Raw genomic sequence first — 21,932 nt, 5'->3', positions numbered from 1 at the left:
TCTTAAATCCGGATAATTTTAAGTCAATTAACTAAAAATGAATTGAGTTTGTACTTAAGATTAATCTTACTTAAATTACGCGAAAAATACTCACGAGGGGGTATCCCGCAGGATCACCCCTGTCCGTACTTTTCCAGAAGCGCTTCAGCGATGGCCAGCGTTTCCCGGTCAGCCACACCATTCCACAGCTGTGGACGGAAGTGCATTTGAAACGCGGTAATCACTCTTTTCTGCTGCTGGGCTGTGGCAGCCTCAGGCACTTCATAGCCATACCGCGCTAACAGATCGAGCAGCAGTGCGCTGTCCACTTCCTGATAGCGTGGCTGCCCATTGAGATAAAAGTTGACGCGGTCCGGATCGGGCCAGGCACCCATTCCCTGCTGCGCCAGTTCGCGCCAGGGAAACAGCGGGCCGGGATCGTCTTTACGCTGGGGGGCAATATCAGAGTGCGCGACGACGTTCTGCGGCTTAATGTCGTAGCGGGCGATAATGTCTTTGGCGAGCGGGATCAGAGCAGCAATTTGCACCGGCTCGAACGGGGTGAAGTGTTTTACTCCCGCCGTTTTTTGCCAGCCCCGGTTTTCCAGCTCAATCCCCACGGAGGTGTCATTAATACGGTTGGTGCCACGCCAGAAGCTGATGCCGGCATGCCATGCCAGTTCGCTCTCCGGTACCAGCTGCCAGATACGCGGTTTGCCCTCAGGGGCAGGCGGTTTGGCGGGGATCAGGTAGTGAGAGCTGACATTCTTGTCGGTTAACGTCGCCAGCGAGCTGTCAAAGTCATCGGCGGTGTAGTGGATCACCAGCACCTTTATACGCGGGTAAGCCGCCTGGGCCTGATGGCGGGTATCCAGCTCATAGGCACCTTTATCAATAATGCCTTTTTCCGTGGCGCACCCTGCCAGCAACAGCGCCAGCAGGAGTGTGGCAAGCGAGCGCTTCATCGACGGGTTTTCACCGCCGTACCGCTTACGCTCACCATCAGCATGCTGGCATCTTTACCGACCGTTTCGTAGTCAATATCGATACCTACCACGGCATCTGCACCCAGCGCCTTGGCCTGTTCGCCAAGCTCTTTAAACGCAATTTCGCGGGCTTTGCGCAGCTCTTTCTCATACGCGCCAGAACGTCCCCCCACGATATCGCGAATGCCGGCAAAGAAGTCCCGGAAAATGTTCGCGCCCAGTATGGCTTCGCCGGTGACCACGCCGCAGTACTCGGTAATAGGTTGCCCTTCCAGGGTAGGCGTTGTTGAAAACTGCATACTTTCTCTCCTTCTTTAGCGTTCAATGCCTTAGGTACAGCATTATCGGTTCGTTACGCTATGATTGAAAGGATAGTTAATAAATAAGGAAATCAACATGCGCTATTCAGCTTTAACACTTTTCGTGCCCTGCGCGCTGGTGCTCAGCGCCTGCACCACCACGGTCACGCCAGCCTTTAAGGATATTGGTACCCGCAGCGGCCCATGCATTGAGGGCGGCCCGGATACCGTGGCGCAACAGTTCTATGATTACCGCATACAGCACCGTAGCAATGATATTACCGCCCTGCGACCGTATCTGAGTGACGGCCTGGCGAAACTGCTGAGCGACGCCACCCGCGATCCGCAGCATAACGCGCTGCTTAAATCCGATCCGTTCTCCAGCCGCGCCACGCTGCCTGACAGCGCCGAGGTCACCAGTGCTTCAACGATCCCAAACACCGATGCGCGAAACATTCCCCTGCGCGTCAAACTGACACAGGGAACCCAGACCTGGCAGGATGAAGTGCTGATGATCCGTGAAGGTCAGTGCTGGGCGGTGGACGACGTAAGGTACGTCGGTGGCAACGTTCACGCCCCGGCAGGCACGCTCCGCCAGTCAATTGAAAACCGCTAAGCCTCCCGTTTAAAAAGCGTTAACCCCGTAAAATGTGCGGCATTTCATGCGGAATGCCGACATTTATACTCGCCGACATTGCCGCTCGCTATTTTGTGCTATGTTTAGAGGGTATTGCGGGTTATATTTAACTTTTAACGCAGAAATATTGCATAACTATTCTGTCAACGGTACTATCTGCGGCCTCAATTGCTATAGATTGCCTGGATGAGTAAAGACTGCCCCGATGAGTATTAAACTAAACGGCATTAACTGCTTCTACGGCGCACACCAGGCGCTGTTTGACATCACGCTGGACTGCCCGGAAGGCGAAACGCTGGTTTTGCTTGGCCCAAGCGGTGCAGGTAAAAGCTCCCTTCTGCGTGTCCTTAATCTGCTTGAAATGCCCCGTTCGGGTACGCTGGCTATCGCCGGTAACCATTTTGATTTCGCGAAAACACCGTCTGATAAAGCGATTCGTGAACTGCGTCAAAACGTTGGCATGGTCTTCCAGCAATACAATCTCTGGCCGCATCTGACCGTACTGCAAAACCTGATCGAAGCCCCGTGCCGCGTGCTGGGCTTAAGTAAAGATCAGGCGATCGCGCGTGCGGATAAGCTGCTGGAGCGTCTGCGCCTTAAGCCTTACAGCGACCGCTATCCGCTGCACCTGTCCGGTGGTCAGCAGCAACGTGTGGCGATTGCCCGTGCGCTGATGATGGAGCCTGCGGTACTGCTGTTTGATGAACCGACCGCGGCGCTGGATCCCGAAATTACTGCCCAGATCGTGAGCATCATTCGCGAGCTGGCGGAAACCCATATTACTCAGGTCATCGTAACCCATGAAGTGGAAGTGGCGCGCAAAACGGCCAGCCGCGTGGTCTACATGGAAAACGGGTATATCGTTGAGCAAGGTGATGCGAGCTGCTTCTCAAACCCGCAAACCGATGCGTTCAAAAACTATTTATCTCATTGATTGTGTCAGGGGAAATGATAATGAAAAAAGTATTACTTGCCGCGCTGCTCGCCAGCGTCACCCTTTCCGCTACCGCAGCCCAGACGATTCGTTTCGCGACTGAAGCGTCTTATCCTCCGTTTGAATCCATTGATGCGAACAATAAAATTGTCGGCTTTGACGTGGATCTGGCAAACGCCCTGTGTAAAGAGATCGACGCAACCTGTACCTTCAGCAACCAGGCGTTCGACAGCCTGATCCCAAGCCTGAAGTTCCGCCGTATCGACGCCGTTATGGCCGGAATGGATATCACCCCTGAGCGCGAAAAACAGGTTCTGTTCACCACCCCTTACTACGACAACTCTGCCCTGTTTATTGGTCAGAAAGGCAAATTCACGTCGGTTGATCAGCTGAAAGGCAAGAAAGTGGGCGTGCAGAACGGCACCACGCACCAGAAATTCATCATGGATAAACACCCGGAAATCACCACCGTTCCGTATGACAGCTACCAGAATGCGAAGCTGGATCTGCAGAACGGCCGTATTGATGGCGTGTTCGGCGACACCGCCGTGGTGACCGAGTGGCTGAAAGCCAACGATAAACTGGCGCCAGTGGGCGATAAAGTGACCGACAAGGATTACTTCGGCACGGGTCTGGGTATTGCCGTTCGTCAGGGCAACACTGAGCTGCAGCAGAAATTCAACGCTGCGCTGGAAAAAGTGAAGAAAGACGGCACCTACGAAACCATCTACAAAAAATGGTTCCAGAAGTAATTCCTGATGAATGAAATTTTTCCTTTAGCAAGCGCCGCCGGGATGACCGTCGGCCTTGCCGTTTGCGCATTGATTATCGGCCTTGTGCTGGCGATGATCTTTGCGGTATGGGAATCAGCAAAATGGTTCCCTGTCGCATGGGCCGGCTCAGCGCTGGTCACCGTGCTGCGCGGGCTGCCTGAAATTCTGGTGGTCCTGTTTATCTATTTTGGCTCCTCGCAGCTGCTGTTAACGCTGTCGGACGGCTTCACCCTCAATCTGGGTGTGGTGCAGATCCCGGTGCAGATGCAGATTGAGAACTTTGACGTCAGCCCGTTCCTGTGCGGCGTGATTGCCCTCTCTCTGCTCTATTCCGCGTATGCTTCGCAAACCCTGCGCGGTGCGCTGAAAGCGGTTCCGCAGGGACAGTGGGAGTCTGGCCAGGCGTTAGGCTTGTCGAAATCGGCGATTTTCTTCCGTCTGGTGATGCCGCAGATGTGGCGTCATGCGCTGCCCGGGCTGGGTAACCAGTGGCTGGTGCTGCTGAAAGATACCGCGCTGGTAAGCCTGATCAGCGTGAACGATTTAATGCTGCAAACCAAAAGTATCGCGACCCGTACCCAGGAGCCGTTTACCTGGTACATCGTGGCGGCGGCTATCTACCTGGTGATCACGCTGGTGAGTCAGTACATCCTCAAGCGCATTGATCTGCGTGCGACGCGCTTTGAACGGAGACCAGGCTGATGCTTGACTATTTTCCGGAGCTGATGAAAGGGCTGCACACCAGCCTGACGCTGACCGTCGCATCGATCATCGTGGCGCTGATCCTGGCGTTGATCTTTACCATCGTCCTGACGCTAAAAACGCCGGTGCTGGTATGGATTGTGCGAGCCTACATTACCTTGTTCACCGGTACACCGCTGCTGGTGCAGATCTTCCTGATTTACTACGGCCCGGGCCAGTTCCCGTCGCTGCAGGAGTATCCGGTTATCTGGCATCTGCTTTCTGAGCCATGGCTATGCGCCCTGATTGCCCTTTCGCTGAACAGTGCGGCCTATACCACGCAGCTGTTCTACGGGGCTATTCGTGCCATCCCGGAAGGGCAATGGCAGTCCTGTGGTGCGCTGGGCATGAGCAAGAAAGACACGCTGGCTATTTTGCTGCCGTACGCGTTTAAACGTGCGCTCTCCTCCTACTCCAACGAAGTGGTGCTGGTTTTCAAGAGTACGTCTCTGGCCTACACCATCACGCTGATGGAAGTTATGGGCCACGGGCAGCTGCTCTACGGACGCACCTATGACGTCATGGTGTTTGGTGCCGCGGGCGTGGTCTATCTGGTGGTGAACGGTTTGCTGACGTTGATGATGCGCCTTATCGAACGTAAAGCGCTGGCGTTTGAGCGCCGTAATTAATCACAGATTTGCATAAATTTTATTGACGAAGACGGGCAAGTCTAACGACTGCCCGTCTTTTTTTATGGGTTAAATAATATTTAATCATTTTTATTGAATATAAATTCATTAAATGGCATTGTATTTCCATGCCGCAGACACGGCGCATAAGACAGACTGACAGACGGGAGCATTACAATGAAAAAGTTAGTTCTGGCCGCTTTACTGGCCACTTTCGCCGCTGGCGCATCAGCTGCAGATAAAATCAACTTCGGCGTTTCGGCCACCTATCCGCCGTTTGAGTCGCTGGATGCCAGCAACCAGATTGTCGGTTTTGATATCGACCTCGCCAAAGCCCTGTGCAAACAGATGCAGGCCGACTGCACGTTCACTAACCATGCGTTTGACAGCCTGATCCCGTCGCTGAAATTCAAAAAATACGACGCGGTGATATCCGGGATGGACATCACCCCAGAGCGTAGCAAGCAGGTCACCTTCACCGACCCGTACTACGCCAACTCGGCGGTGGTCATTGCGAAGAAAGGGGCTTATACATCCTTTGACCAGCTGAAAGGCAAACGCATTGGGATGGAAAACGGCACCACGCACCAGAAATACCTGCAGGACAAACATCCTGAAGTGAAAACCGTGGCCTATGACAGCTACCAGAATGCCATAATCGACCTGAAAAATGGCCGTATTGATGGTGTCTTCGGTGACACTGCGGTGGTGAACGAGTGGCTGAAAACCAACCCACAGCTCGGCACCGCGACCGAAAAAGTGACCGATCCACAGTACTTCGGTACGGGCCTGGGCATTGCGGTGCGTCCGGATAACAAAGCCCTGCTGGAAAAACTGAATGGCGCACTGAAAGCAATTAAAGCTGACGGCACGTACAAGAAAATCAGCGATCGGTGGTTCCCGCAATAATAGCTTTTTGTCGGGTAGCCTGGCCTACGGGGGTGGTCTGTAGGCCGGGCAAACCCGGCAATTTCACAGTGGAACAAAGAAGCGAAAACGAGCCCCGTTCGTGGACTCCATCAGCCTGATCCCCCCGCCGTGCAGTTCCAGCATGCGTTTCACAATCAACAGCCCCAACCCGCCACGGTTTTCCCGTGATGCCTGCGGATTTAACGCCGAAGGACGCTCAAACAGATCGTTGCGAAGAGAAGCATCAACGCCGGTTCCATTATCAGCCACCTCAACCTGTAGCTGCGCGTTCTCCTGCCAGACCGCCAGACGGACCTCTCCACCGGTCGGCGTATGCCGCATCGCGTTATCCAGCAGGTTAGTCACCACCCGCTCAATCATCGAGACATCGGCATTCACCAGCGGCAACGGGCCCGGTACATCAATGCGCAGGTTCACCTCCCGCGTGCGGGCCGTGAGTTCAAATTTCTGCGCCACATCTGAAATCAGCTCACCCATGGCAAAACGCTCGCGCTGCGGTTTGATGCCGCCGTGCTCAAGACGCGCCAGTTCAAACAGCTGCTGCGAAAGATGACGCACTTTCTGCCCCTGCCGCAGCGCCGTGGCGAGATACTGCTGGTGCTCCTGCGGCGTCAGCGTCGCGGATTTCAGCGACAGCGTTTCGAGATAGCCCAGCAAGGAGGTGAGCGGCGTGCGTAAATCATGCGAAATATTGGCGATAAACTCCCGGCGCTGACGATCGCTGTCGGCCAGTTGATCCCACTGCAGGGTGATTTTACGGGCCAGCTCGATAAACGTATTGCGCAGCGTGGCCACTTCATCCTTTACCGTGGTTTCTGTAGGCTGCGCCGCCAGCTGCTTAATGGCGCTAATGCTGTCCTGCTCCAGCCCGGCCACTTCCTGCGTGAGACGTTTGACCGGACGCGTTACCCAGTACCAGACCAGTAACCCCGCCAGCAAACCAAACAGCGCGACCCACATCAATGACCACAGGACGGTGCTCCAGAGCGCCTGATGCCAGGCCATCTCCGCCAGCGCGTTTGACTCTTCGCCCTGCAGAATAATGTACAGATAGCCTTTCAGTTCTCCGTCCTGACGCAACGGCGTTGCGCTGAAAACCTTTTTGTTCTGGCTTCGCGGGTCATCGCCCAGTACCGGCCGTGCGGCATCACTGAGGAAAGTCTGCACCGGCCCGAGGTCGATTTTTTGCCGCTGGATATGCCCCGGTGGCGCGGCGTCAGCCAGCAGTTCGCCATCAGGCGAGACAACGTACAGTTCGACGCTTGGATTGAAGGTCATCAGCCGGTCAAAGAGCGGTTTCAGCGCGTGGCGGTCAACCCTGCCCTGCGCATCCAGAATCGGTTCCCGCTGGACAATCTGCTGCGCCAGACCACCGGACAGCCGCTGCACCATTGCATTACCGTACTGCGTGGTGCTGTAAAGTTGCACCGCGCAGGCGATGGTCGCACAAAGCGTCAGCAGCAGAATAAACAGCAGCGTCAGGCGCTGGCTCAGGCTAAAGCGGCGCATCGTTTGGCTCCGCAAATTTGTAGCCTTTGCCCCAGACGGTGCGAATGATCTCCGGCTCGGCGGCGTCCTTCTCAATCTTGATGCGCAGGCGGTTAATGTGGGTGTTGACGGTGTGTTCGTAACCTTCGTGCTGATAGCCCCAGACCTGTTCCAGCAGCGCCAGACGCGAGAAAACTTCACCGGGATGACGGGCAAAGAAGTACAGCAGTTCAAACTCGCGCGGGGTGAGATCCACCACCTGGCCGTGCAAAAGCACGCTGCGCGCCAGCGGGTCGAGCGTCAGGCCGTGAGCCTGAATATTCCCGGCACTTTGCGCCTGCCCCATCGCCTGCTGGCGTCGGAACAGCGCCTTGATGCGCGCGATCAGCTCCTGTACCGAAAACGGCTTGGCCAGATAATCGTCCGCCCCGGTTTCCAGCCCGGTAATGCGGTCGGTTTCGCTGCTGCGGGCGCTGATGATGATCACCGGCAGGTAGCGGGTCATCTGGCGAATGCGACGGCAAATCTCCAGACCGTCGACATTGGGGAGCATTAAATCGAGGATCACCGCATCCCACGGCTGCTTCTCGAGGCGCTGTAAGGCATCGCTCCCGTCGGGCTCGTGGGTGATGGCGTAGCCTTCATCTTCTAAGTTGAGGCGCAGAAGCGCCGCGATATCGTGGTCATCTTCCACCAGCAGGATCTGCTTCATGGGTAAGCCTTCTTCAATTCTGATGAGATAAGCTTACCTGATTTCGCAGGCGGACAGAGTTCACATTTTGTTTAAGATTTAACGAGTAGCGTCAGGACTTCATAATGCGCGGTATGCGGGAACATATCGAACAGCTGGACGCGTTCAATGCGGTAGCCCGGCAGCGTCGCGATATCTTTTGCCATCGTCTGCGCGTTGCAGCTGGAGTAGACGATGTAGTCCGGTGCCATCTGGCTCAGATAGTCGCACAGCACTTTCCCGATGCCCCGGCGCGGCGGGTTCACCAGCACCAGTTCAGGCACATTGTCCTGCCCCGTCGCGAACTGCGTGGAGTCCAGCGCCTGGAAGTGCAGCCGGGTCAACCCAAGCTCTGCGGCAGACTGTCTGGCACAGGCAATCGCTTCGGCGGAGATCTCAATCCCGGTAAGCTGCATGTCTGGCGTGGCGCAGTGCAGACCGAAGCCACCTACCCCGCAGAACAGATCCCACATATGATGGATATTTAACGCCCGCACCCAGTCACGGGCGGTGGCATAAAGCGCACTCGCGACGGTCGGGTTGGTCTGGAAGAAGCTTTGCGGACGGATCCACAGCGGTACATCGTTGAACGTTTCTGCCAGCGCATGCTGTTCGGTGAAGAAGATCTCCCGCTCCCCTTCCATGATAGCCATATGCACCGGCTGAATATTCGCGGTGATAACGGTTAACTGCGGAAGCTGTTGCTGAAGCCATGGCAACGCCGCGCGAAGCTGCTCCACCTTGGCTTCTGAGCGCAGAACAAAGCGCAGCATCATGCTGCCGTCTACCTGGCTTTCGGTAAGAAGAAGGTATTTGAGCTCGCCGCGCTTGCGGGCAACGTTATAGGGCGTTAATCCGGCACGGGCAATAAACGGTTTGAGCGCAGCAAAGACCGGGGCGAACGAGGCGGGATAAAGCGGACAGTCGGTTAAATCTTCAGGCGTACCCTCGCGATGCAACATGCCCAGCAGCGGTTTTTCAACGCTGCCGCTCACCACCATTTTGGCTTTATTACGAAAGCCCTGCTCCGGCCCGCTGACGGGTGCGCACCATTCGCCCACGGCATGGTCTGCCAGCAGGTGTTGCAGGTCGGCCATTTTGGCGGTGAGTTGCTGAGAAACCGGCTGTTCTATCCACTGACAGGAGCGGCAGCGACCGGCGTCATAGAGTGCGCACTGCATATCAAAACCTTAAGAATCACGAGGGCTGCGATTATACACATTATTGCAGCTGGAAGAACCGCCGACTGGAAGCAGGCACGAACAGGAAGAACAGCACCAGCATATCCGGGAGTTTTTGCAAAAACAGCGCGTGCAAAATCTCGCGTTTTGATCCACCCGCAATGCTGAACAGTTCCGGATAGCCATACCCCAGCGAGGCGGCCCACAGATAGCTCGCCGCCGTAATTTGCGTCAGCAAATAGACCCAGCGCGCCCAGTTGCGTCCTCTGACCAGCGAAAATGCGCAGTAAATCTCGATAAACACCAGTACCAGGCTGCTCAAAAAGACCAGCGTCAGGTTCCACGTCTGTACGCTGCGGTGAATGAATTCAGCCATACCGCGCACACCCAGGGTGTTAAGGATCATCAGCACATCAAGACAGCGGATCATAATAATAGCGAGCGCCGCCACCTGCACCAGTGCAGGAACGTTTGGACGAGCGTGCGTAAGACGTGATTTTTTTAATAATCCCAATGTTTTACTTCCCTGAAAAACAGTGCCGCGTCATGCGCGGCACATCACTGGAAATTTTAAATCCTTCAGCCGCGTCTTGCACGCTGGATATCACGCACACGTTGTTTTTCCGCGCGCGCCATCAAATACCAGGCGATAAATCCGACAATTCCGACCACCCCGAGGATAATCGAGGCCAGGGCGTTAATCTCCGGATTGACCCCCATGCGTACGCTGGAGAAGACCAGCATAGGCAGCGTCGTCGCGCCCGGTCCTGAGACAAAGCTGGCGATAACCAGATCGTCGAGCGACAGCGTAAACGCCAGCAGCCAGCCGGAGATCACGGCCGGCATAATCATCGGCAGCGTGATGATGAAGAAGACCTTTAGCGGCGTCGCACCGAGATCCATCGCCGCCTCTTCAATGGAGCGGTCCAGCTCGCGCAAACGCGAAGAGATAACCACCGCCACGTACGCGGTACAGAAGGTGACGTGCGCCAGCCAGATGGTGAGCATGCCGCGATCTGCCGGCCAGCCAATGGCATGCGCCAGGGCCACGAACAGCAGCAGCAGCGCCAGACCAGTGATAACGTCTGGCATAACCAGCGGCGCGGTGATCATAAAGGCAAAGCCGTTCGATCCCCGAAAACGCCCGAAGCGCACCATCACCAGCGCGGCAATGGTCCCCAGCACGGAGGCCATCGTGGCCGCCAGCGCGGCGATGGTCAGGCTCAGCCCCACCGCGCTCATCATCGCGTCATCATGGAACAATTCGCCGTACCAGCGCGTCGACCAGCCGGCCCATACCGTTACCAGTTTGGAGCTGTTGAACGAGTAGATCACCAACATCAACATGGGTGCATACAGGAAAGTAAAGCCAATCACCAGGATGGCAATTCGCCACGGGGAGCGCACTACCGGTAAGTTGTTCATCCGTGGTCTCCCATCTGTTTCTGCTGATGTTTGTGGAACCACATGATCGGTACGATCAGCAGGAGCAACATCACGATCGCCACCGCAGACGCCACAGGCCAGTCGCGGTTATTAAAGAACTCCTGCCACAGCACACGCCCAATCATGATGCTGTCCGGGCCACCGAGCAGTTCCGGGATCACAAACTCCCCTACCGCCGGGATAAAGACCAGCATCGACCCGGCAATAATGCCGCCCCGGGTCAACGGAACGATAACGCTGAAGAAGGTTTTAAGCGGGCGGGCACCAAGGTCAAGCGATGCTTCCACCAGCGAATAATCGATACGCGTCAGCGCCGTATAAATTGGCAGCACCATAAATGGCAGATAGGCGTAAACAATCCCGATATAGACCGCGAGATTGGTATGCAGGATCGTCAGGGGCTGATCGATAACCCCAAGCCACATCAGGAAGTTATTCAGCACGCCGTTGTTTTTCAGGATCCCCATCCACGCGTAGACGCGGATCAGGAACGAGGTCCATGACGGCAGGATCACCAGCAACAGCAGAATGTTGCGCGTCGACGATTTACTGTGCGCCACGGCCCATGCCAGCGGGTAGCCCAGCAGCAAACAGCAGATCGTCGAGATCGCCGCCACCTGCAACGACTGCAGATATGCTTCGAAATAGAGCGGATCTTCCGTCAACTGCAGGAAATTGCCGAGGTTAAGGGTCAGCGTCAGCTGTCCGTCAGCCCAGTCCAGCAGGTTGGTATAGGGCGGGATCGCCCGCGCCATTTCCGCCAGGCTTATCTTAAAAACAATCAGGAACGGCAGCAGGAACAGCAGGATCAGCCACACGTAAGGCATGGCAATCACCAGCTTGCGTCCGTGGTTCATCTGCATACGCGCCAGCCAGTGCGCGAAGCCACCCGGTTTTTCAACGCGGGCTGGAGGTTCTAACGTACTCATTATCCGCTCCTTATACCGTCAGCACTACACAACTGTCCGCATCCCAGCACAGGCGCACTTCGTCGCCCCAGGTCGGCTGTCCCTTGCGATAACGATGTTCGTTCTGCAGCTGGGCGCTGAGCATCTGCCCGCTTTTCAGACGCACATGGTAGATGGAGAGGTCGCCCAGGTAAGCAATGTGCACCACTTCCCCGACGGCGAAGTTAAAGCCATCGGCCGGCGGATCTTCACACAGCATGATTTTCTCCGGGCGGAGCGCGACATACACCGGCACGTTATCCACCACCGAGCTATCCGGATCGACCTTAAGCGGGTGCTGCAGCCCCGGCGACTCAATCACCAGCCCGTCATCCTCGCGCGATTTCAGCAGCCCTTCGAAAACGTTGACCGACCCGATGAACTCCGCGCTGTAGCGGGTGGTCGGATGCTCATAAATCTCTTCCGGCTCGCCAATCTGTACGAACTTACCGCGGTTCATGATCGCAATACGCCCGGCCATGGTCATCGCCTCTTCCTGGTCGTGGGTAACCATCACGCAGGTCACCCCCACGCGCTCAAGGATATCCACCACTTCCAGCTGCATACGGTCACGCAGTTTTTTATCCAGGGCACCCATCGGTTCATCGAGGAGCAGCAGCTTTGGCCGTTTCGCCAGGCTTCTGGCCAGCGCCACGCGCTGACGCTGGCCACCAGAGAGCTGATGCGGTTTACGCTTCGCGAACTCCTGCATGTGCACCAGGCTGAGCATCTCCGCCACGCGGGCGGTGATTTCGGCTTTCGGCAGTTTGTCCTGCTTAAGACCAAAGGCGATATTCTGCTCCACCGTCATATGCGGGAAGAGCGCGTAAGACTGGAACATCATGTTTATCGGGCGCTGATACGGCGGCACGCGGGAAAGATCGACACCATCCAGCATGATTTGCCCGGCGGTAGGCTGTTCAAAACCGGCCAGCATACGCAGCAGGGTCGATTTACCGCAGCCAGATGCGCCCAGAAGGGCAAAAATTTCACCTTTGTAGATAGTCAGGCTGACGTCGTCCACGGCATGCTGACCATCGAAAGATTTGGTGAGGTTACGAATTTCAAGAAGCGGGGTCAGCGCTTTACGGACTTTCGCCTGCGGGCGGGGGATCGCGTCATTCACGGGGTGCTCTCCGGCAGAAATCAAAACTGGTGCAAACGCACCATCAGGGTGCGCATCGTCGGGCGGCGCTCACGCCAGCCCGACCGACGGGTTTAGCAGGCCCGGTGAGCGTTTTCGCCACCGGGCAACCGTACCGGACGCCGTTATTTACCGCTTTTCACTTTGGTCCACGCACGGGTACGCACGCGGTCAATTTTTGGATCCTGAACTTTCAGGGTGAACAGCTTGGCAAACACATCCGCCGGCGGATAGATAGCCGGGTTATTGCGGATCTCTTCGCTGACCAGCGGCACAGAGGCCTTGTTGCCGTTAGCGTAGTAGACGTGATCGCTGATATGCGCGATGACTTCCGGACGCATCAGGTAGTTAAGGAACTGGTAAGCTTCGTCTTTGTTTTTCGCATCAGCCGGCATGGCAAAGACGTCGAAGAACGCCAGCGCGCCCTCTTTTGGAATGAAGTAGGAAACATTCACGCCGTTTTTGGCTTCTTTGGCGCGGTTAGCCGCCTGCCATACGTCCCCTGCCCAGCCAATCGCCACGCAGATGTCGCCGTTTGCCAGGTCGTTGATGTACTGCGAGGAGTGGAAGTAACGAATGTTCGGACGCAGCTTCAGCAGCAGATCGGTTGCCGGGCCGGTGTAATCATCGGCCTTGCTGCTGTTAGGATCTTTGCCCAGGTAGTTCAGCACGGTGGCGAAAATCTCTTCTGGCGCATCCAGGAAAGAGACGCCGCAGCTTTTCAGCTTCTCAAGGTTTTCCGGCTTCAGTACCACGTCCCAGCTGTCGAGTTTGACATCTTTACCCAGCACCGCTTTGACTTTATCGACGTTATAGCCAATACCGGTGGTCGCCCACAGATACGGCATCGCGTATTTGTTGTCCGGGTCATGCTTGGCGACCAGCTTAAGCACTTCCGGATCGAGGTTTTTCCAGTTCGGTAATTTGCTCTTATCAAGCGGCTGGAAGACACCTGCCGTCAGCTGACGCTCAAGGAAGCTTGCGGAAGGTACCACCAGGTCAAAACCGGTACTGCCCGCCATCAGTTTCCCTTCCAGCACTTCGTTGGAATCGAAAACGTCATAGACCACTTTAATGCCGGTCTCTTTTTCGAAATTAGCGACGGTATCCGGCGCGATATAGTCAGACCAGTTATAAACGTGCAGCGTTTTTTGTTCCGCAGCGAGCGTGCCGGCAGAGACGGCCATCAGAGCACCCGCAACCAGACCCGATAACCATTTTTTATTCAAGGCGATCATATCGTTATTCCTTCTGAAAGCTCGTTAACAAACGAACTAAAACTGTGCAATCTGAAGATATGCAATAATCATGCATAGTTTGTCGCTCTGCACGAAATAAAAAGAAACCTCTTTACCCGGCAGGATCCGCTCGCTTTTTTAAGCATCGCAAGAATAACTGTAGCCCGTGTCTCCGGCTATAGCCCAGACGAAAAAACGCCTTTTATCAATTTTTTATGCAGGTTATGTCTACGTGATAAGCCGAAATGGCGTTTGGGGAGGTGAAAAATTCTTTAAAGAAAGGTTAAAAGCAGCAGAAAAAATGGCGTTATGCAGCCGCTATGGCAGCGACTGCGCAAAAGTCAGACAGGCTTAGTGAAGAAAATTGGGAGATGCATCATTATTCTCTGCATCATCTTCCGCGCTATACAGCAAATGGTGCGCATTGGCTTCCATCATTACCATCGAAATTTGCTCTTCACTCAAGCGCATAAACCAGGAGAACTGCTTGAAAGAGAGGCCGGCACCGGAGAATAAAGACTGGCAAACGACCAGTTTTGGCAGATTATCATCCTGTATATCGAGAAATGCTTTCACCGTCAAAGAATTGGCGTTGATGGCCGACAGGTCAGAGGCCAGTGCCAGCAGCGCAGACGGTTTCACTTCGGCCAGCGCAGAGAAGAGGATCACGTCGTTAATGAGATCGATTTTGGCATCGAAAATACCATCGAAATTTTGCATATGAGGCAAATGCAGCGCCTGGCAGGAATCACATTCAAAGAAAGTGATACCGGCATCATCGAGCCATTGACGTAACGTATCCAGTGTTGGAACGACCTGTAAATCCATCGCTGTGCAGCCTCTTTAATAAAAACTTCGCATAGAGTACGCAAAAAGTGCGCTGTAATCCATTTAACCGCCCGTTTTCAGACAGTAGCCCGGCGTTGCGTGGCGCTCGACCCATGAGATCATTTTACCCGCAATATCGACCCCGGTGGTTTTTTCCACCCCTTCCAGTCCCGGTGAGGCATTCACTTCCATCACCAGCGGTCCGCGCGTCGCCCGCAGTAAATCAACACCCGCCACATCCAGCCCCAGCGTTTGCGCCGCCTTCACGGCAATCTCACGCTCGCGATCGCTGATATCCGCGACTCTCGCCACGCCGCCACGGTGCAGATTAGAGCGGAAGTCGCCCTCTTTTGCCTGACGTTCGATGGCCGCAACCACCTCGTTACCGACAACAAAACAGCGAATGTCGCGCCCTTTGGCTTCTTCAATGTACTCCTGCACCAGAATATGGGCATTCAGCCCACGAAAGGCGTCAATCACGCTTTCCGCCGCCTGCCGCGTTTCGGCCAGCACCACACCGATGCCCTGAGTGCCTTCCACCAGCTTGATCACTAACGGCGCGCCACCCACCATATCGATTAAATCGCTGGTGTCGTCCGGTGAATGCGCAATGCCGGTAACCGGAAGATCGATTCCCTGCCGGGCAAGCAGTTGCAGCGAACGGAGCTTATCGCGGGCGCGAGATATCGCAACGGATTCATTGAGCGGATAGCTGCCCAGCATCTCAAACTGGCGCAACGCGGCCGTGCCGTAATAGGTTATCTGGGAGCCGATGCGGGGGATAACCGCATCAAAATGCGGGAGCTTGCGGCCTTTGTAATGAATCGATGAGGCAGCAGGATCAATGTTCATATAGCAGGACATCGGATCGAGGATCTCAACCTGATGCCCCCGTTTTGCCGCCGCTTCTCGCAGGCGTTTACATGAATAGAGCGTTCCATCCCGGGACAAAATGGCAATTTTCACCCTGCACCTCTCTAAAGACATGGAAAAAGCCTGCGTATCATACACGCAGGCAGGCGCAGGATGAATGGGCTATCGTGTCGCCCAGCCCTGTTTGTGCAGATAGTCGAGAATAAACGGGCGATTCTCTTTAATGATGGTGCGACGAATGTGGTCACTCCAGGTATCGCGACGGTTATTGCTGTCGCGCGTCATGTAGTAGTGCGCCAGCTCTTCATCGTATTGCGCCAGCACATCCTGATCGACAGGCTGGTAGTGGTTTTCATGCACCAGCATCGCCGCAGGCAGGCGCGGCTTGAGGTCCGGGTTATCCGCAGGCCAGCCAAGGCACAGGCCAAACAGGGGCAGAACATGTTTTGGCAGCTTCAGCAGTTCGGTAACGCTTTCGATATTGTTACGCAGCCCGCCGATGTACACGCCGCCCAGCCCCAGCGACTCCGCCGCCGTGAAGGCGTTTTGCGCCATCAGCGCGGTGTCCACGACACCCAGCAGCAGCTGTTCGGCAAGGCCAAGCTCGGCTTGCGGGCAGATCTGCAGGTGACGGTTAAAATCGGCGCAGAACACCCAGAACTCGGCTGCCTGTGCCACATGCTTTTGTCCACCGGTGAGGGTCACCAGTTGTTCACGCATTGCCGGGTCGGTAATACGAATAATGGAGCTGCACTGCAGGAAGCTGGAGCTGGATGTCGCCCTTGCACTGTCAATAATGGCTTCACGCTGCGCCGGCGTTATCGGCTCGTCGGTGAAGTGGCGAATTGAACGATGGGAACGTAGCAGGTCTATGGTTGGCGTCATCTTGTCTCTCTTTGTCTTGCGTGAATCATATCGCAGCCAGTATAGGCAATGATGCGCGCGATGTAATTGGCGAAACATAGCTGAGAGGTATTATAACGACAGGCGAAACCTTCTTTAATGACGGCAGGTTATCGGGCACTATAGACCCATTCGCCGTCAGGCTTGTTTTCGAGGAGAGAGAAATGTTTGCAGTAATTTTTGGTCGTCCAGGGTGCCCTTACTGTGTGCGCGCGAAAGAGCTGGCTGAGAAACTGACCGAAGAGCGTGATGATTTTAACTTCCGTTATGTTGATATCCACGCGGAAGGGATCAGCAAAGCCGATCTGGAAAAAACCGTGGGTAAACCGGTTGAAACCGTACCGCAGATTTTCCTCGATCAGAAACACATCGGCGGTTGCACAGACTTTGAAGCATACGCTAAAGAGCATCTGGGCCTGTTTGCCGCTCAGTAATGCTAAGACGCCCTCACCCTGAGGGCGTTTTTATTTGTGCTGTCTGCGCCGGGCCAACATGCTATGAACAAACAAAAAGCATAGCGCTCCCAGTGCGCACCAGAAGACGCCACTCAGCAACCACGCCAGCTCCTGCCAGAAACTTCGCGTTGAAATATACAGTGACCGCATCAGCAGCAGACACAGCGGCGCTGCAAGTATTGCGCCCAGTAACGGTTTCACCACTTCCCCCCGGCGGGAGAGAAAACTGGCAGCAGCCCCTGGCAGGGTGAAAAAGAGCAGCCCCAGCTCGGGATGACCCGACGCCCTGAACGCCCCCTTCACATTAAAAGCGAGGGACATGCAAACGACAATGAACAGCAAAAAGCAGCTGATCACCCCCGCCCAGTTTCGTTTAATGTTCAAACTATCCTCCTGACTTATCTCTATCAAATACACTTTCGTCGGGTAGACGCCCAGTCAGATAAAGCAATGCGGCAATCCTTGCCAAAGTACACACAGGGTGAAGCGATAATAGGTGGCTGTCAGTAGCTAATACGATTAAACTAACCGCCAGCTAATGTTTTAGGGAATAAAGCTGGAAACAGGGAGCGTTAAAGCCTTTCCCTGACCCAGAAAACAGTAGCCCAAAAAGTCCTTTCATTCAACAACTTACTGGTAAACAAGAAGTTAGCCTCCGTGAATATAAACGTCGCAGACTTGTTAAATGGGAATTACATCCTGTTATTATTTGTGGTACTGGCGCTGGGCCTTTGCCTGGGTAAATTGCGCCTTGGTTCGGTTCAACTTGGTAATTCCATTGGCGTTTTAGTCGTCTCACTATTATTAGGCCAGCAGCATTTCAGCATTAACACGGACGCGCTCAACTTAGGCTTTATGCTGTTTATTTTTTGTGTTGGTGTGGAAGCCGGGCCCAACTTTTTTTCAATTTTCTTCCGCGACGGCAAAAATTATCTGATGCTGGCGCTGGTCATGGTCGGCAGCGCGCTGCTGATCGCCTTAGGGCTGGGTAAACTGTTTGGCTGGGATATCGGGCTGACGGCCGGTATGCTCGCCGGCTCGATGACCTCCACGCCGGTATTGGTGGGTGCAGGCGATACCCTGCGCCACTCCGGCATGGCCGGTGCGCAACTCTCTACCGCGCTCGACCACCTGAGCCTGGGCTATGCCCTGACCTATCTGATTGGTCTGGTGAGCCTGATTGTGGGCGCCCGCTACCTGCCAAAACTGCAGCACCAGGATTTGCAGACCAGCGCTCAGCAAATTGCCCGCGAACGCGGTCTGGACACCGACAGCAAGCGTAAAGTCTATCTGCCCGTGATTCGCGCCTACCGCGTTGGGCCCGAGCTGGTTGCATGGGCGGACGGGAAAAACCTCCGCGAGCTGGGGATTTACCGCCAGACAGGCTGCTATATCGAACGTATTCGCCGTAACGGCATTCTGGCAAACCCGGACGGCGACGCCGTGCTGCAGATGGGCGATGACATTGCCCTGGTCGGCTACCCGGATGCCCACGCCCGCCTCGACCCGAGCTTCCGCAACGGTAAAGAGGTGTTTGACCGCGATCTGCTTGATATGCGTATCGTCACCGAAGAGATTGTGGTGAAAAACCATAACGCCGTCGGCCGTCGTCTGGCGCAGCTGAAGCTGACCGATCATGGTTGCTTCCTCAACCGCGTGATCCGCAGCCAGATTGAGATGCCAATTGACGACAACGTCGTGCTGAACAAAGGCGACGTTCTGCAGGTCAGCGGCGATGCGCGACGCGTGAAAACCGTTGCGGACCGCATCGGCTTTATCTCTATTCACAGCCAGGTCACCGACCTGCTGGCCTTCTGCGCCTTCTTTATCGTTGGCCTGATGATCGGGATGATCACCTTCCAGTTCAGCAACTTTAGCTTTGGCATCGGTAACGCTGCCGGGCTGCTGTTCGCCGGCATCATGCTGGGCTTCCTGCGAGCGAACCACCCGACCTTCGGCTACATTCCGCAGGGGGCGCTCAATATGGTGAAAGAGTTTGGTCTGATGGTCTTTATGGCGGGTGTCGGCTTAAGCGCCGGTAGCGGCATTGGCCACAGCCTGGGTGCTGTTGGCTGGCAGATGTTGGTTTCCGGACTTATCGTCAGCCTGGTACCGGTAGTGATTTGCTTCCTGTTCGGTGCTTATGTGCTTCGCATGAACCGCGCCCTGCTCTTCGGGGCAATGATGGGGGCCCGTACCTGCGCCCCGGCAATGGAAATTATCAGTGATACCGCACGCAGCAATATTCCTGCGCTGGGCTATGCGGGCACCTACGCTATCGCTAACGTACTGCTTACGCTGGCGGGTACGCTGATCATCATCATCTGGCCTGGACTCGGATAACTCTTAAGCTCTGCGCACGACGAAAAAATTTTCGTTACGCGCAGAACTTTTTTATCAGGGGGCAGTCATAACTATTGCCACTGCTTTTCTTTGATGTCCCCAATTTGTGGAGCCCATCAACCCCGCCGTTTTGGTTCAAGGTTGATGGGTTTTTTGTTGCCTGAAATTCCCCTCTTCAACATTCCGCCTTCCCTCTTTCCATCCAAACATATATGCTTAACCATATATATAACCAACCGCAGGAAAGCCGATGCTACATCCGGTCCAACTTTTCAAAGCCCTCTCCGACGAGACCCGCCTGTCCATCGTCATGCTTCTGCGCGAAGCCGGGGAACTGTGCGTCTGCGATCTCTGTTCCGCCACGGCTGAATCACAGCCCAAGGTATCGCGCCATATGGCACTGCTGCGTGAATCCGGGCTGGTGAGCGATCGCCGGGAAGGAAAATGGGTTTATTACCGTTTGTCCCCCACTATGCCGGCATGGGCTGCCACCGTGATTGAGAACAGCTGGAATTGCTTGCGGGAAGAGACCCGCGCAAAGCTGAAAAACCGTCTTCCAGGCGCGTGTTAAAACACATTCATAAAAACAGATATAACGGAGTTCATGATGTTTCTGGCTGGGGCAATTTTTCTGTTTACACTGGTGCTGGTTATCTGGCAGCCCAGAGGGTTAAGTATCGGCTGGAGCGCCACGATGGGCGCTGTACTGGCGCTGGCCAGCGGCGTGATCCACATTAACGATATTCCGGTGGTGTGGAATATTGTCTGGAACGCGACGGCCACGTTTATCGCCGTCATCATCATCAGCCTGCTGCTTGATGAGTCCGGATTTTTCGAGTGGGCAGCGCTGCATGTGGCCCGCTGGGGTAATGGCAAGGGCCGGTTGCTGTTTACGTATATCGTTCTGCTGGGTGCGGCCGTTGCGGCGCTTTTTGCCAACGACGGCGCGGCGCTTATCCTCACGCCCATCGTTATCGCCATGCTGCTCGCCCTCAGGTTCAGCAAGCAGGCCACGCTGGCGTTTGTCATGGCGGCTGGATTTATCGCCGACACAGCCAGCCTGCCGTTGATCGTTTCGAACCTGGTCAATATCGTATCGGCAGACTTCTTCTCGCTGGGGTTCAGCGAATACGCCTCGGTGATGATCCCCGTGGATCTCGCCGCGATTGCGGCCACGCTGGTGATGCTGCACCTGTTCTTTCGAAAGGACATTCCGCCGGCATACGACCTGTCAAAACTCCGCGAGCCTTCCCGCGCGATTAACGATCTTCCAACCTTCAGAACGGGCTGGATTGTTCTGTTACTGCTCCTTGTCGGGTTCTTTGTACTTGAACCGCTCGGCATTCCGGTCAGTGCGATCGCGACAGCAGGCGCGTTGATTTTGTTTGCCGTTGCAAAGCGCGGGCATGCCATTAATACGGGAAAAGTGCTTCGTGGCGCACCGTGGCAGATCGTTATCTTCTCGCTGGGGATGTACCTGGTGGTGTATGGACTGCGCAATGCCGGGCTGACGGAGTATCTGTCAGGGGTACTCAATCTCCTCGCCGGGCATGGCCTGTGGGCCACCACGCTCGGTACCGGGTTCATCACGGCGTTCCTGTCATCCATAATGAACAATATGCCGACCGTCCTGATTGGGGCACTCTCTGTCGATGGCAGCACGGCATCGGGTGTGATTAAGGACGCGATGATTTATGCCAACGTGATTGGCTGCGACCTGGGTCCGAAGATCACGCCTATCGGCAGCCTGGCCACCCTGCTCTGGCTCCATGTCCTGGCGCAGAAAAACATGACGATCACCTGGGGCTATTATTTCCGGACAGGCATCATCATGACGTTGCCGGTTCTGTTTGTGACGCTCGCCGCGCTGGCGTTACGTCTCTCCTTCACACTGTAATGAGTAACGGATATGAGCCATATCACCATTTACCACAATCCAGCCTGCGGCACCTCGCGCAACACGCTGGAGATGATCCGCAACAGCGGCACTGAACCCGAAATTATTCTGTACCTCGAGAACCCACCGTCACGTGATGAACTGACCAGACTGATTGCTGAGATGGGGATTTCCGTGCGGGATTTGCTGCGCAAAAATGTCGAACCTTATGAACAGCTGGGCCTCGCCGGGGACCGGTTTACCGACGACCAGCTTATCGATTCTATGCTGCAGCATCCGATCCTGATTAACCGTCCGATCGTAGTGACGCCGCTGGGCACTCGCCTGTGCCGCCCTTCCGAAGTTGTACTCGATATCCTGCCTGATGCACAGAAAGGGGCGTTTACGAAAGAAGATGGCGAAGCGGTGGTGGACGCTAGCGGAAAAAAAATCTCCGGCAGCTAATCTGCTGATAGTGATGCCGTAAGTCTTGTCAGCCACATACCCTGCCCCGTGGCGGAGTTGCATCCGCCGTCACCCGACCCATAATTTGATGGACCGGTCTGGTGAGG

25 protein-coding genes are annotated in these 21,932 nt (G+C 55.2%); 11 read left to right on the top strand and 14 right to left on the bottom strand.

The genetic code is table 11. The features are described 5' to 3' along the window. Positions 1-113: 113 nt before the first annotated feature. Positions 114-944 carry an N-acetylmuramoyl-L-alanine amidase gene (locus tag BH714_RS03270; RefSeq protein WP_040017027.1) on the bottom strand — a complete coding sequence of 277 codons (831 nt, stop codon included), beginning with the start codon at positions 942-944 and terminating at the stop codon, positions 114-116. Then, entirely contained in the window at positions 941-1,264 is a 324-nt protein-coding gene (locus tag BH714_RS03265; RefSeq protein WP_006174327.1) for a heavy metal-binding domain-containing protein, read from the bottom strand. Before BH714_RS03265 ends, BH714_RS03270 begins: the two co-directional genes overlap by 4 nt. A gap of 97 nt (positions 1,265-1,361) precedes the next feature. Here BH714_RS03265 and BH714_RS03260 point away from each other — a divergent pair, with 97 nt between their 5' ends. The 6 genes from BH714_RS03260 to artJ all read left to right on the top strand — a co-directional run bounded on the left by BH714_RS03260 (position 1,362) and on the right by artJ (position 5,887). Then, positions 1,362-1,880, top strand: coding sequence for a lipoprotein (locus tag BH714_RS03260; RefSeq protein WP_040017025.1), 519 nt, complete (start codon positions 1,362-1,364; stop codon positions 1,878-1,880). A 226-nt stretch (positions 1,881-2,106) separates the two neighbouring features. After that, entirely contained in the window at positions 2,107-2,835 is a 729-nt protein-coding gene (artP, locus tag BH714_RS03255) for an arginine ABC transporter ATP-binding protein ArtP (protein ID WP_014169324.1), read from the top strand. A gap of 20 nt (positions 2,836-2,855) precedes the next feature. Next, complete coding sequence (gene artI / locus BH714_RS03250; RefSeq protein ID WP_020884864.1) at positions 2,856-3,587, top strand: arginine ABC transporter substrate-binding protein ArtI; 732 nt, start codon at positions 2,856-2,858, stop codon at positions 3,585-3,587. A 6-nt stretch (positions 3,588-3,593) separates the two neighbouring features. After that, positions 3,594-4,310 (top strand): arginine ABC transporter permease ArtQ, encoded by a 717-nt coding sequence (gene artQ / locus BH714_RS03245; RefSeq protein ID WP_014169322.1) that lies wholly within the window; start codon positions 3,594-3,596, stop codon positions 4,308-4,310. Beyond that, on the top strand, positions 4,310-4,978 hold the full coding sequence (artM, locus tag BH714_RS03240) for an arginine ABC transporter permease ArtM (protein ID WP_025204592.1): 669 nt from the start codon (positions 4,310-4,312) through the stop codon (positions 4,976-4,978). The genes artQ and artM overlap by 1 nt, the downstream gene beginning before the upstream one ends. A gap of 177 nt (positions 4,979-5,155) precedes the next feature. Next, positions 5,156-5,887, top strand: coding sequence for an arginine ABC transporter substrate-binding protein ArtJ (gene artJ, locus BH714_RS03235; protein WP_040017023.1), 732 nt, complete (start codon positions 5,156-5,158; stop codon positions 5,885-5,887). A gap of 63 nt (positions 5,888-5,950) precedes the next feature. On the opposite strand, the gene BH714_RS03230 is transcribed toward artJ, so the two are convergent. The 11 genes from BH714_RS03230 to nfsA all read right to left on the bottom strand — a co-directional run bounded on the left by BH714_RS03230 (position 5,951) and on the right by nfsA (position 16,668). Further along, entirely contained in the window at positions 5,951-7,417 is a 1,467-nt protein-coding gene (locus BH714_RS03230; protein WP_020884866.1) for a sensor histidine kinase, read from the bottom strand. Next, positions 7,404-8,108 (bottom strand): response regulator transcription factor, encoded by a 705-nt coding sequence (locus tag BH714_RS03225; RefSeq protein ID WP_040017022.1) that lies wholly within the window; start codon positions 8,106-8,108, stop codon positions 7,404-7,406. Before BH714_RS03225 ends, BH714_RS03230 begins: the two co-directional genes overlap by 14 nt. Before the next feature lie 71 nt (positions 8,109-8,179). Further along, on the bottom strand, positions 8,180-9,307 hold the full coding sequence (rlmC, locus tag BH714_RS03220) for a 23S rRNA (uracil(747)-C(5))-methyltransferase RlmC (protein WP_040017020.1): 1,128 nt from the start codon (positions 9,305-9,307) through the stop codon (positions 8,180-8,182). Between the two features lie 40 nt (positions 9,308-9,347). Next, positions 9,348-9,821 carry a YbjO family protein gene (locus BH714_RS03215; RefSeq protein WP_014169315.1) on the bottom strand — a complete coding sequence of 158 codons (474 nt, stop codon included), beginning with the start codon at positions 9,819-9,821 and terminating at the stop codon, positions 9,348-9,350. Between the two features lie 65 nt (positions 9,822-9,886). Next, positions 9,887-10,732 carry a putrescine ABC transporter permease PotI gene (gene potI / locus BH714_RS03210; RefSeq protein ID WP_020884869.1) on the bottom strand — a complete coding sequence of 282 codons (846 nt, stop codon included), beginning with the start codon at positions 10,730-10,732 and terminating at the stop codon, positions 9,887-9,889. Next, on the bottom strand, positions 10,729-11,682 hold the full coding sequence (gene potH / locus BH714_RS03205) for a putrescine ABC transporter permease PotH (protein WP_014169313.1): 954 nt from the start codon (positions 11,680-11,682) through the stop codon (positions 10,729-10,731). The genes potI and potH overlap by 4 nt, the downstream gene beginning before the upstream one ends. 10 nt (positions 11,683-11,692) lie before the next feature. Beyond that, entirely contained in the window at positions 11,693-12,826 is a 1,134-nt protein-coding gene (gene potG, locus BH714_RS03200; protein ID WP_020884870.1) for a putrescine ABC transporter ATP-binding subunit PotG, read from the bottom strand. Between the two features lie 143 nt (positions 12,827-12,969). Beyond that, a complete protein-coding gene (gene potF, locus BH714_RS03195; protein WP_014169310.1) occupies positions 12,970-14,082 on the bottom strand; it encodes a spermidine/putrescine ABC transporter substrate-binding protein PotF in 1,113 nt (370 codons plus the stop codon). Between the two features lie 351 nt (positions 14,083-14,433). Next, positions 14,434-14,910 (bottom strand): YbjN domain-containing protein, encoded by a 477-nt coding sequence (locus BH714_RS03190; RefSeq protein WP_040017019.1) that lies wholly within the window; start codon positions 14,908-14,910, stop codon positions 14,434-14,436. A 63-nt stretch (positions 14,911-14,973) separates the two neighbouring features. Then, positions 14,974-15,876 carry a 30S ribosomal protein S6--L-glutamate ligase gene (gene rimK, locus BH714_RS03185; protein WP_020884872.1) on the bottom strand — a complete coding sequence of 301 codons (903 nt, stop codon included), beginning with the start codon at positions 15,874-15,876 and terminating at the stop codon, positions 14,974-14,976. A gap of 69 nt (positions 15,877-15,945) precedes the next feature. Beyond that, entirely contained in the window at positions 15,946-16,668 is a 723-nt protein-coding gene (nfsA, locus tag BH714_RS03180; RefSeq protein ID WP_025204598.1) for a nitroreductase NfsA, read from the bottom strand. Positions 16,669-16,850: 182 nt separating this feature from the next. Between nfsA and BH714_RS03175 the strand changes: the two genes are divergently transcribed. Then, positions 16,851-17,120: a GrxA family glutaredoxin gene (locus tag BH714_RS03175; protein ID WP_014169305.1), complete on the top strand. Its 270-nt coding sequence runs from the start codon at positions 16,851-16,853 to the stop codon at positions 17,118-17,120. Positions 17,121-17,150: 30 nt separating this feature from the next. Here BH714_RS03175 and BH714_RS03170 read toward each other — a convergent pair whose 3' ends face one another. Further along, positions 17,151-17,525: an inner membrane protein YbjM gene (locus BH714_RS03170; RefSeq protein ID WP_020884874.1), complete on the bottom strand. Its 375-nt coding sequence runs from the start codon at positions 17,523-17,525 to the stop codon at positions 17,151-17,153. Positions 17,526-17,798: 273 nt separating this feature from the next. Between BH714_RS03170 and BH714_RS03165 the strand changes: the two genes are divergently transcribed. From BH714_RS03165 to arsC, 4 genes are all read left to right on the top strand, one after another. Continuing rightward, the gene (locus BH714_RS03165; protein ID WP_014169303.1) at positions 17,799-19,484 is read left to right on the top strand and encodes an aspartate:alanine antiporter; all 1,686 of its coding nucleotides are present in this window, start codon (positions 17,799-17,801) and stop codon (positions 19,482-19,484) included. Positions 19,485-19,734: 250 nt separating this feature from the next. Next, entirely contained in the window at positions 19,735-20,055 is a 321-nt protein-coding gene (locus tag BH714_RS03160) for a metalloregulator ArsR/SmtB family transcription factor (RefSeq protein ID WP_040017017.1), read from the top strand. 36 nt (positions 20,056-20,091) lie between these two features. Beyond that, positions 20,092-21,381: an arsenic transporter gene (locus BH714_RS03155; protein WP_040017016.1), complete on the top strand. Its 1,290-nt coding sequence runs from the start codon at positions 20,092-20,094 to the stop codon at positions 21,379-21,381. A 12-nt stretch (positions 21,382-21,393) separates the two neighbouring features. After that, complete coding sequence (arsC, locus tag BH714_RS03150; RefSeq protein ID WP_025204600.1) at positions 21,394-21,825, top strand: glutaredoxin-dependent arsenate reductase; 432 nt, start codon at positions 21,394-21,396, stop codon at positions 21,823-21,825. The last annotated feature ends 107 nt before the right edge of the window (positions 21,826-21,932 follow it).

The sequence above is a fragment of the Enterobacter ludwigii genome, assembly GCF_001750725.1.
GTDB classification, from domain to species: domain Bacteria; phylum Pseudomonadota; class Gammaproteobacteria; order Enterobacterales; family Enterobacteriaceae; genus Enterobacter; species Enterobacter ludwigii.
The sequence above is the reverse complement of the archived record's forward strand: the minus strand, read 5'-3'. Positions and strand labels throughout refer to the sequence as shown.

Bases quoted from the DNA above. Each gene is read 5' to 3' on its own strand.
- BH714_RS03270 (WP_040017027.1), bottom strand. From the start codon at position 944: ATGAAGCGCTCGCTTGCCACACTCCTGCTGGCGCTGTTGCTGGCAGGG.
- BH714_RS03265 (WP_006174327.1), bottom strand. From the start codon at position 1,264: ATGCAGTTTTCAACAACGCCTACCCTGGAAGGGCAACCTATTACCGAG.
- BH714_RS03260 (WP_040017025.1), top strand. From the start codon at position 1,362: ATGCGCTATTCAGCTTTAACACTTTTCGTGCCCTGCGCGCTGGTGCTC.
- artP (WP_014169324.1), top strand. From the start codon at position 2,107: ATGAGTATTAAACTAAACGGCATTAACTGCTTCTACGGCGCACACCAG.
- artI (WP_020884864.1), top strand. From the start codon at position 2,856: ATGAAAAAAGTATTACTTGCCGCGCTGCTCGCCAGCGTCACCCTTTCC.
- artQ (WP_014169322.1), top strand. From the start codon at position 3,594: ATGAATGAAATTTTTCCTTTAGCAAGCGCCGCCGGGATGACCGTCGGC.
- artM (WP_025204592.1), top strand. From the start codon at position 4,310: ATGCTTGACTATTTTCCGGAGCTGATGAAAGGGCTGCACACCAGCCTG.
- artJ (WP_040017023.1), top strand. From the start codon at position 5,156: ATGAAAAAGTTAGTTCTGGCCGCTTTACTGGCCACTTTCGCCGCTGGC.
- BH714_RS03230 (WP_020884866.1), bottom strand. From the start codon at position 7,417: ATGCGCCGCTTTAGCCTGAGCCAGCGCCTGACGCTGCTGTTTATTCTG.
- BH714_RS03225 (WP_040017022.1), bottom strand. From the start codon at position 8,108: ATGAAGCAGATCCTGCTGGTGGAAGATGACCACGATATCGCGGCGCTT.
- rlmC (WP_040017020.1), bottom strand. From the start codon at position 9,307: ATGCAGTGCGCACTCTATGACGCCGGTCGCTGCCGCTCCTGTCAGTGG.
- potI (WP_020884869.1), bottom strand. From the start codon at position 10,732: ATGAACAACTTACCGGTAGTGCGCTCCCCGTGGCGAATTGCCATCCTG.
- potH (WP_014169313.1), bottom strand. From the start codon at position 11,682: ATGAGTACGTTAGAACCTCCAGCCCGCGTTGAAAAACCGGGTGGCTTC.
- potF (WP_014169310.1), bottom strand. From the start codon at position 14,082: ATGATCGCCTTGAATAAAAAATGGTTATCGGGTCTGGTTGCGGGTGCT.
- BH714_RS03190 (WP_040017019.1), bottom strand. From the start codon at position 14,910: ATGGATTTACAGGTCGTTCCAACACTGGATACGTTACGTCAATGGCTC.
- nfsA (WP_025204598.1), bottom strand. From the start codon at position 16,668: ATGACGCCAACCATAGACCTGCTACGTTCCCATCGTTCAATTCGCCAC.
- BH714_RS03175 (WP_014169305.1), top strand. From the start codon at position 16,851: ATGTTTGCAGTAATTTTTGGTCGTCCAGGGTGCCCTTACTGTGTGCGC.
- BH714_RS03160 (WP_040017017.1), top strand. From the start codon at position 19,735: ATGCTACATCCGGTCCAACTTTTCAAAGCCCTCTCCGACGAGACCCGC.
- BH714_RS03155 (WP_040017016.1), top strand. From the start codon at position 20,092: ATGTTTCTGGCTGGGGCAATTTTTCTGTTTACACTGGTGCTGGTTATC.
- arsC (WP_025204600.1), top strand. From the start codon at position 21,394: ATGAGCCATATCACCATTTACCACAATCCAGCCTGCGGCACCTCGCGC.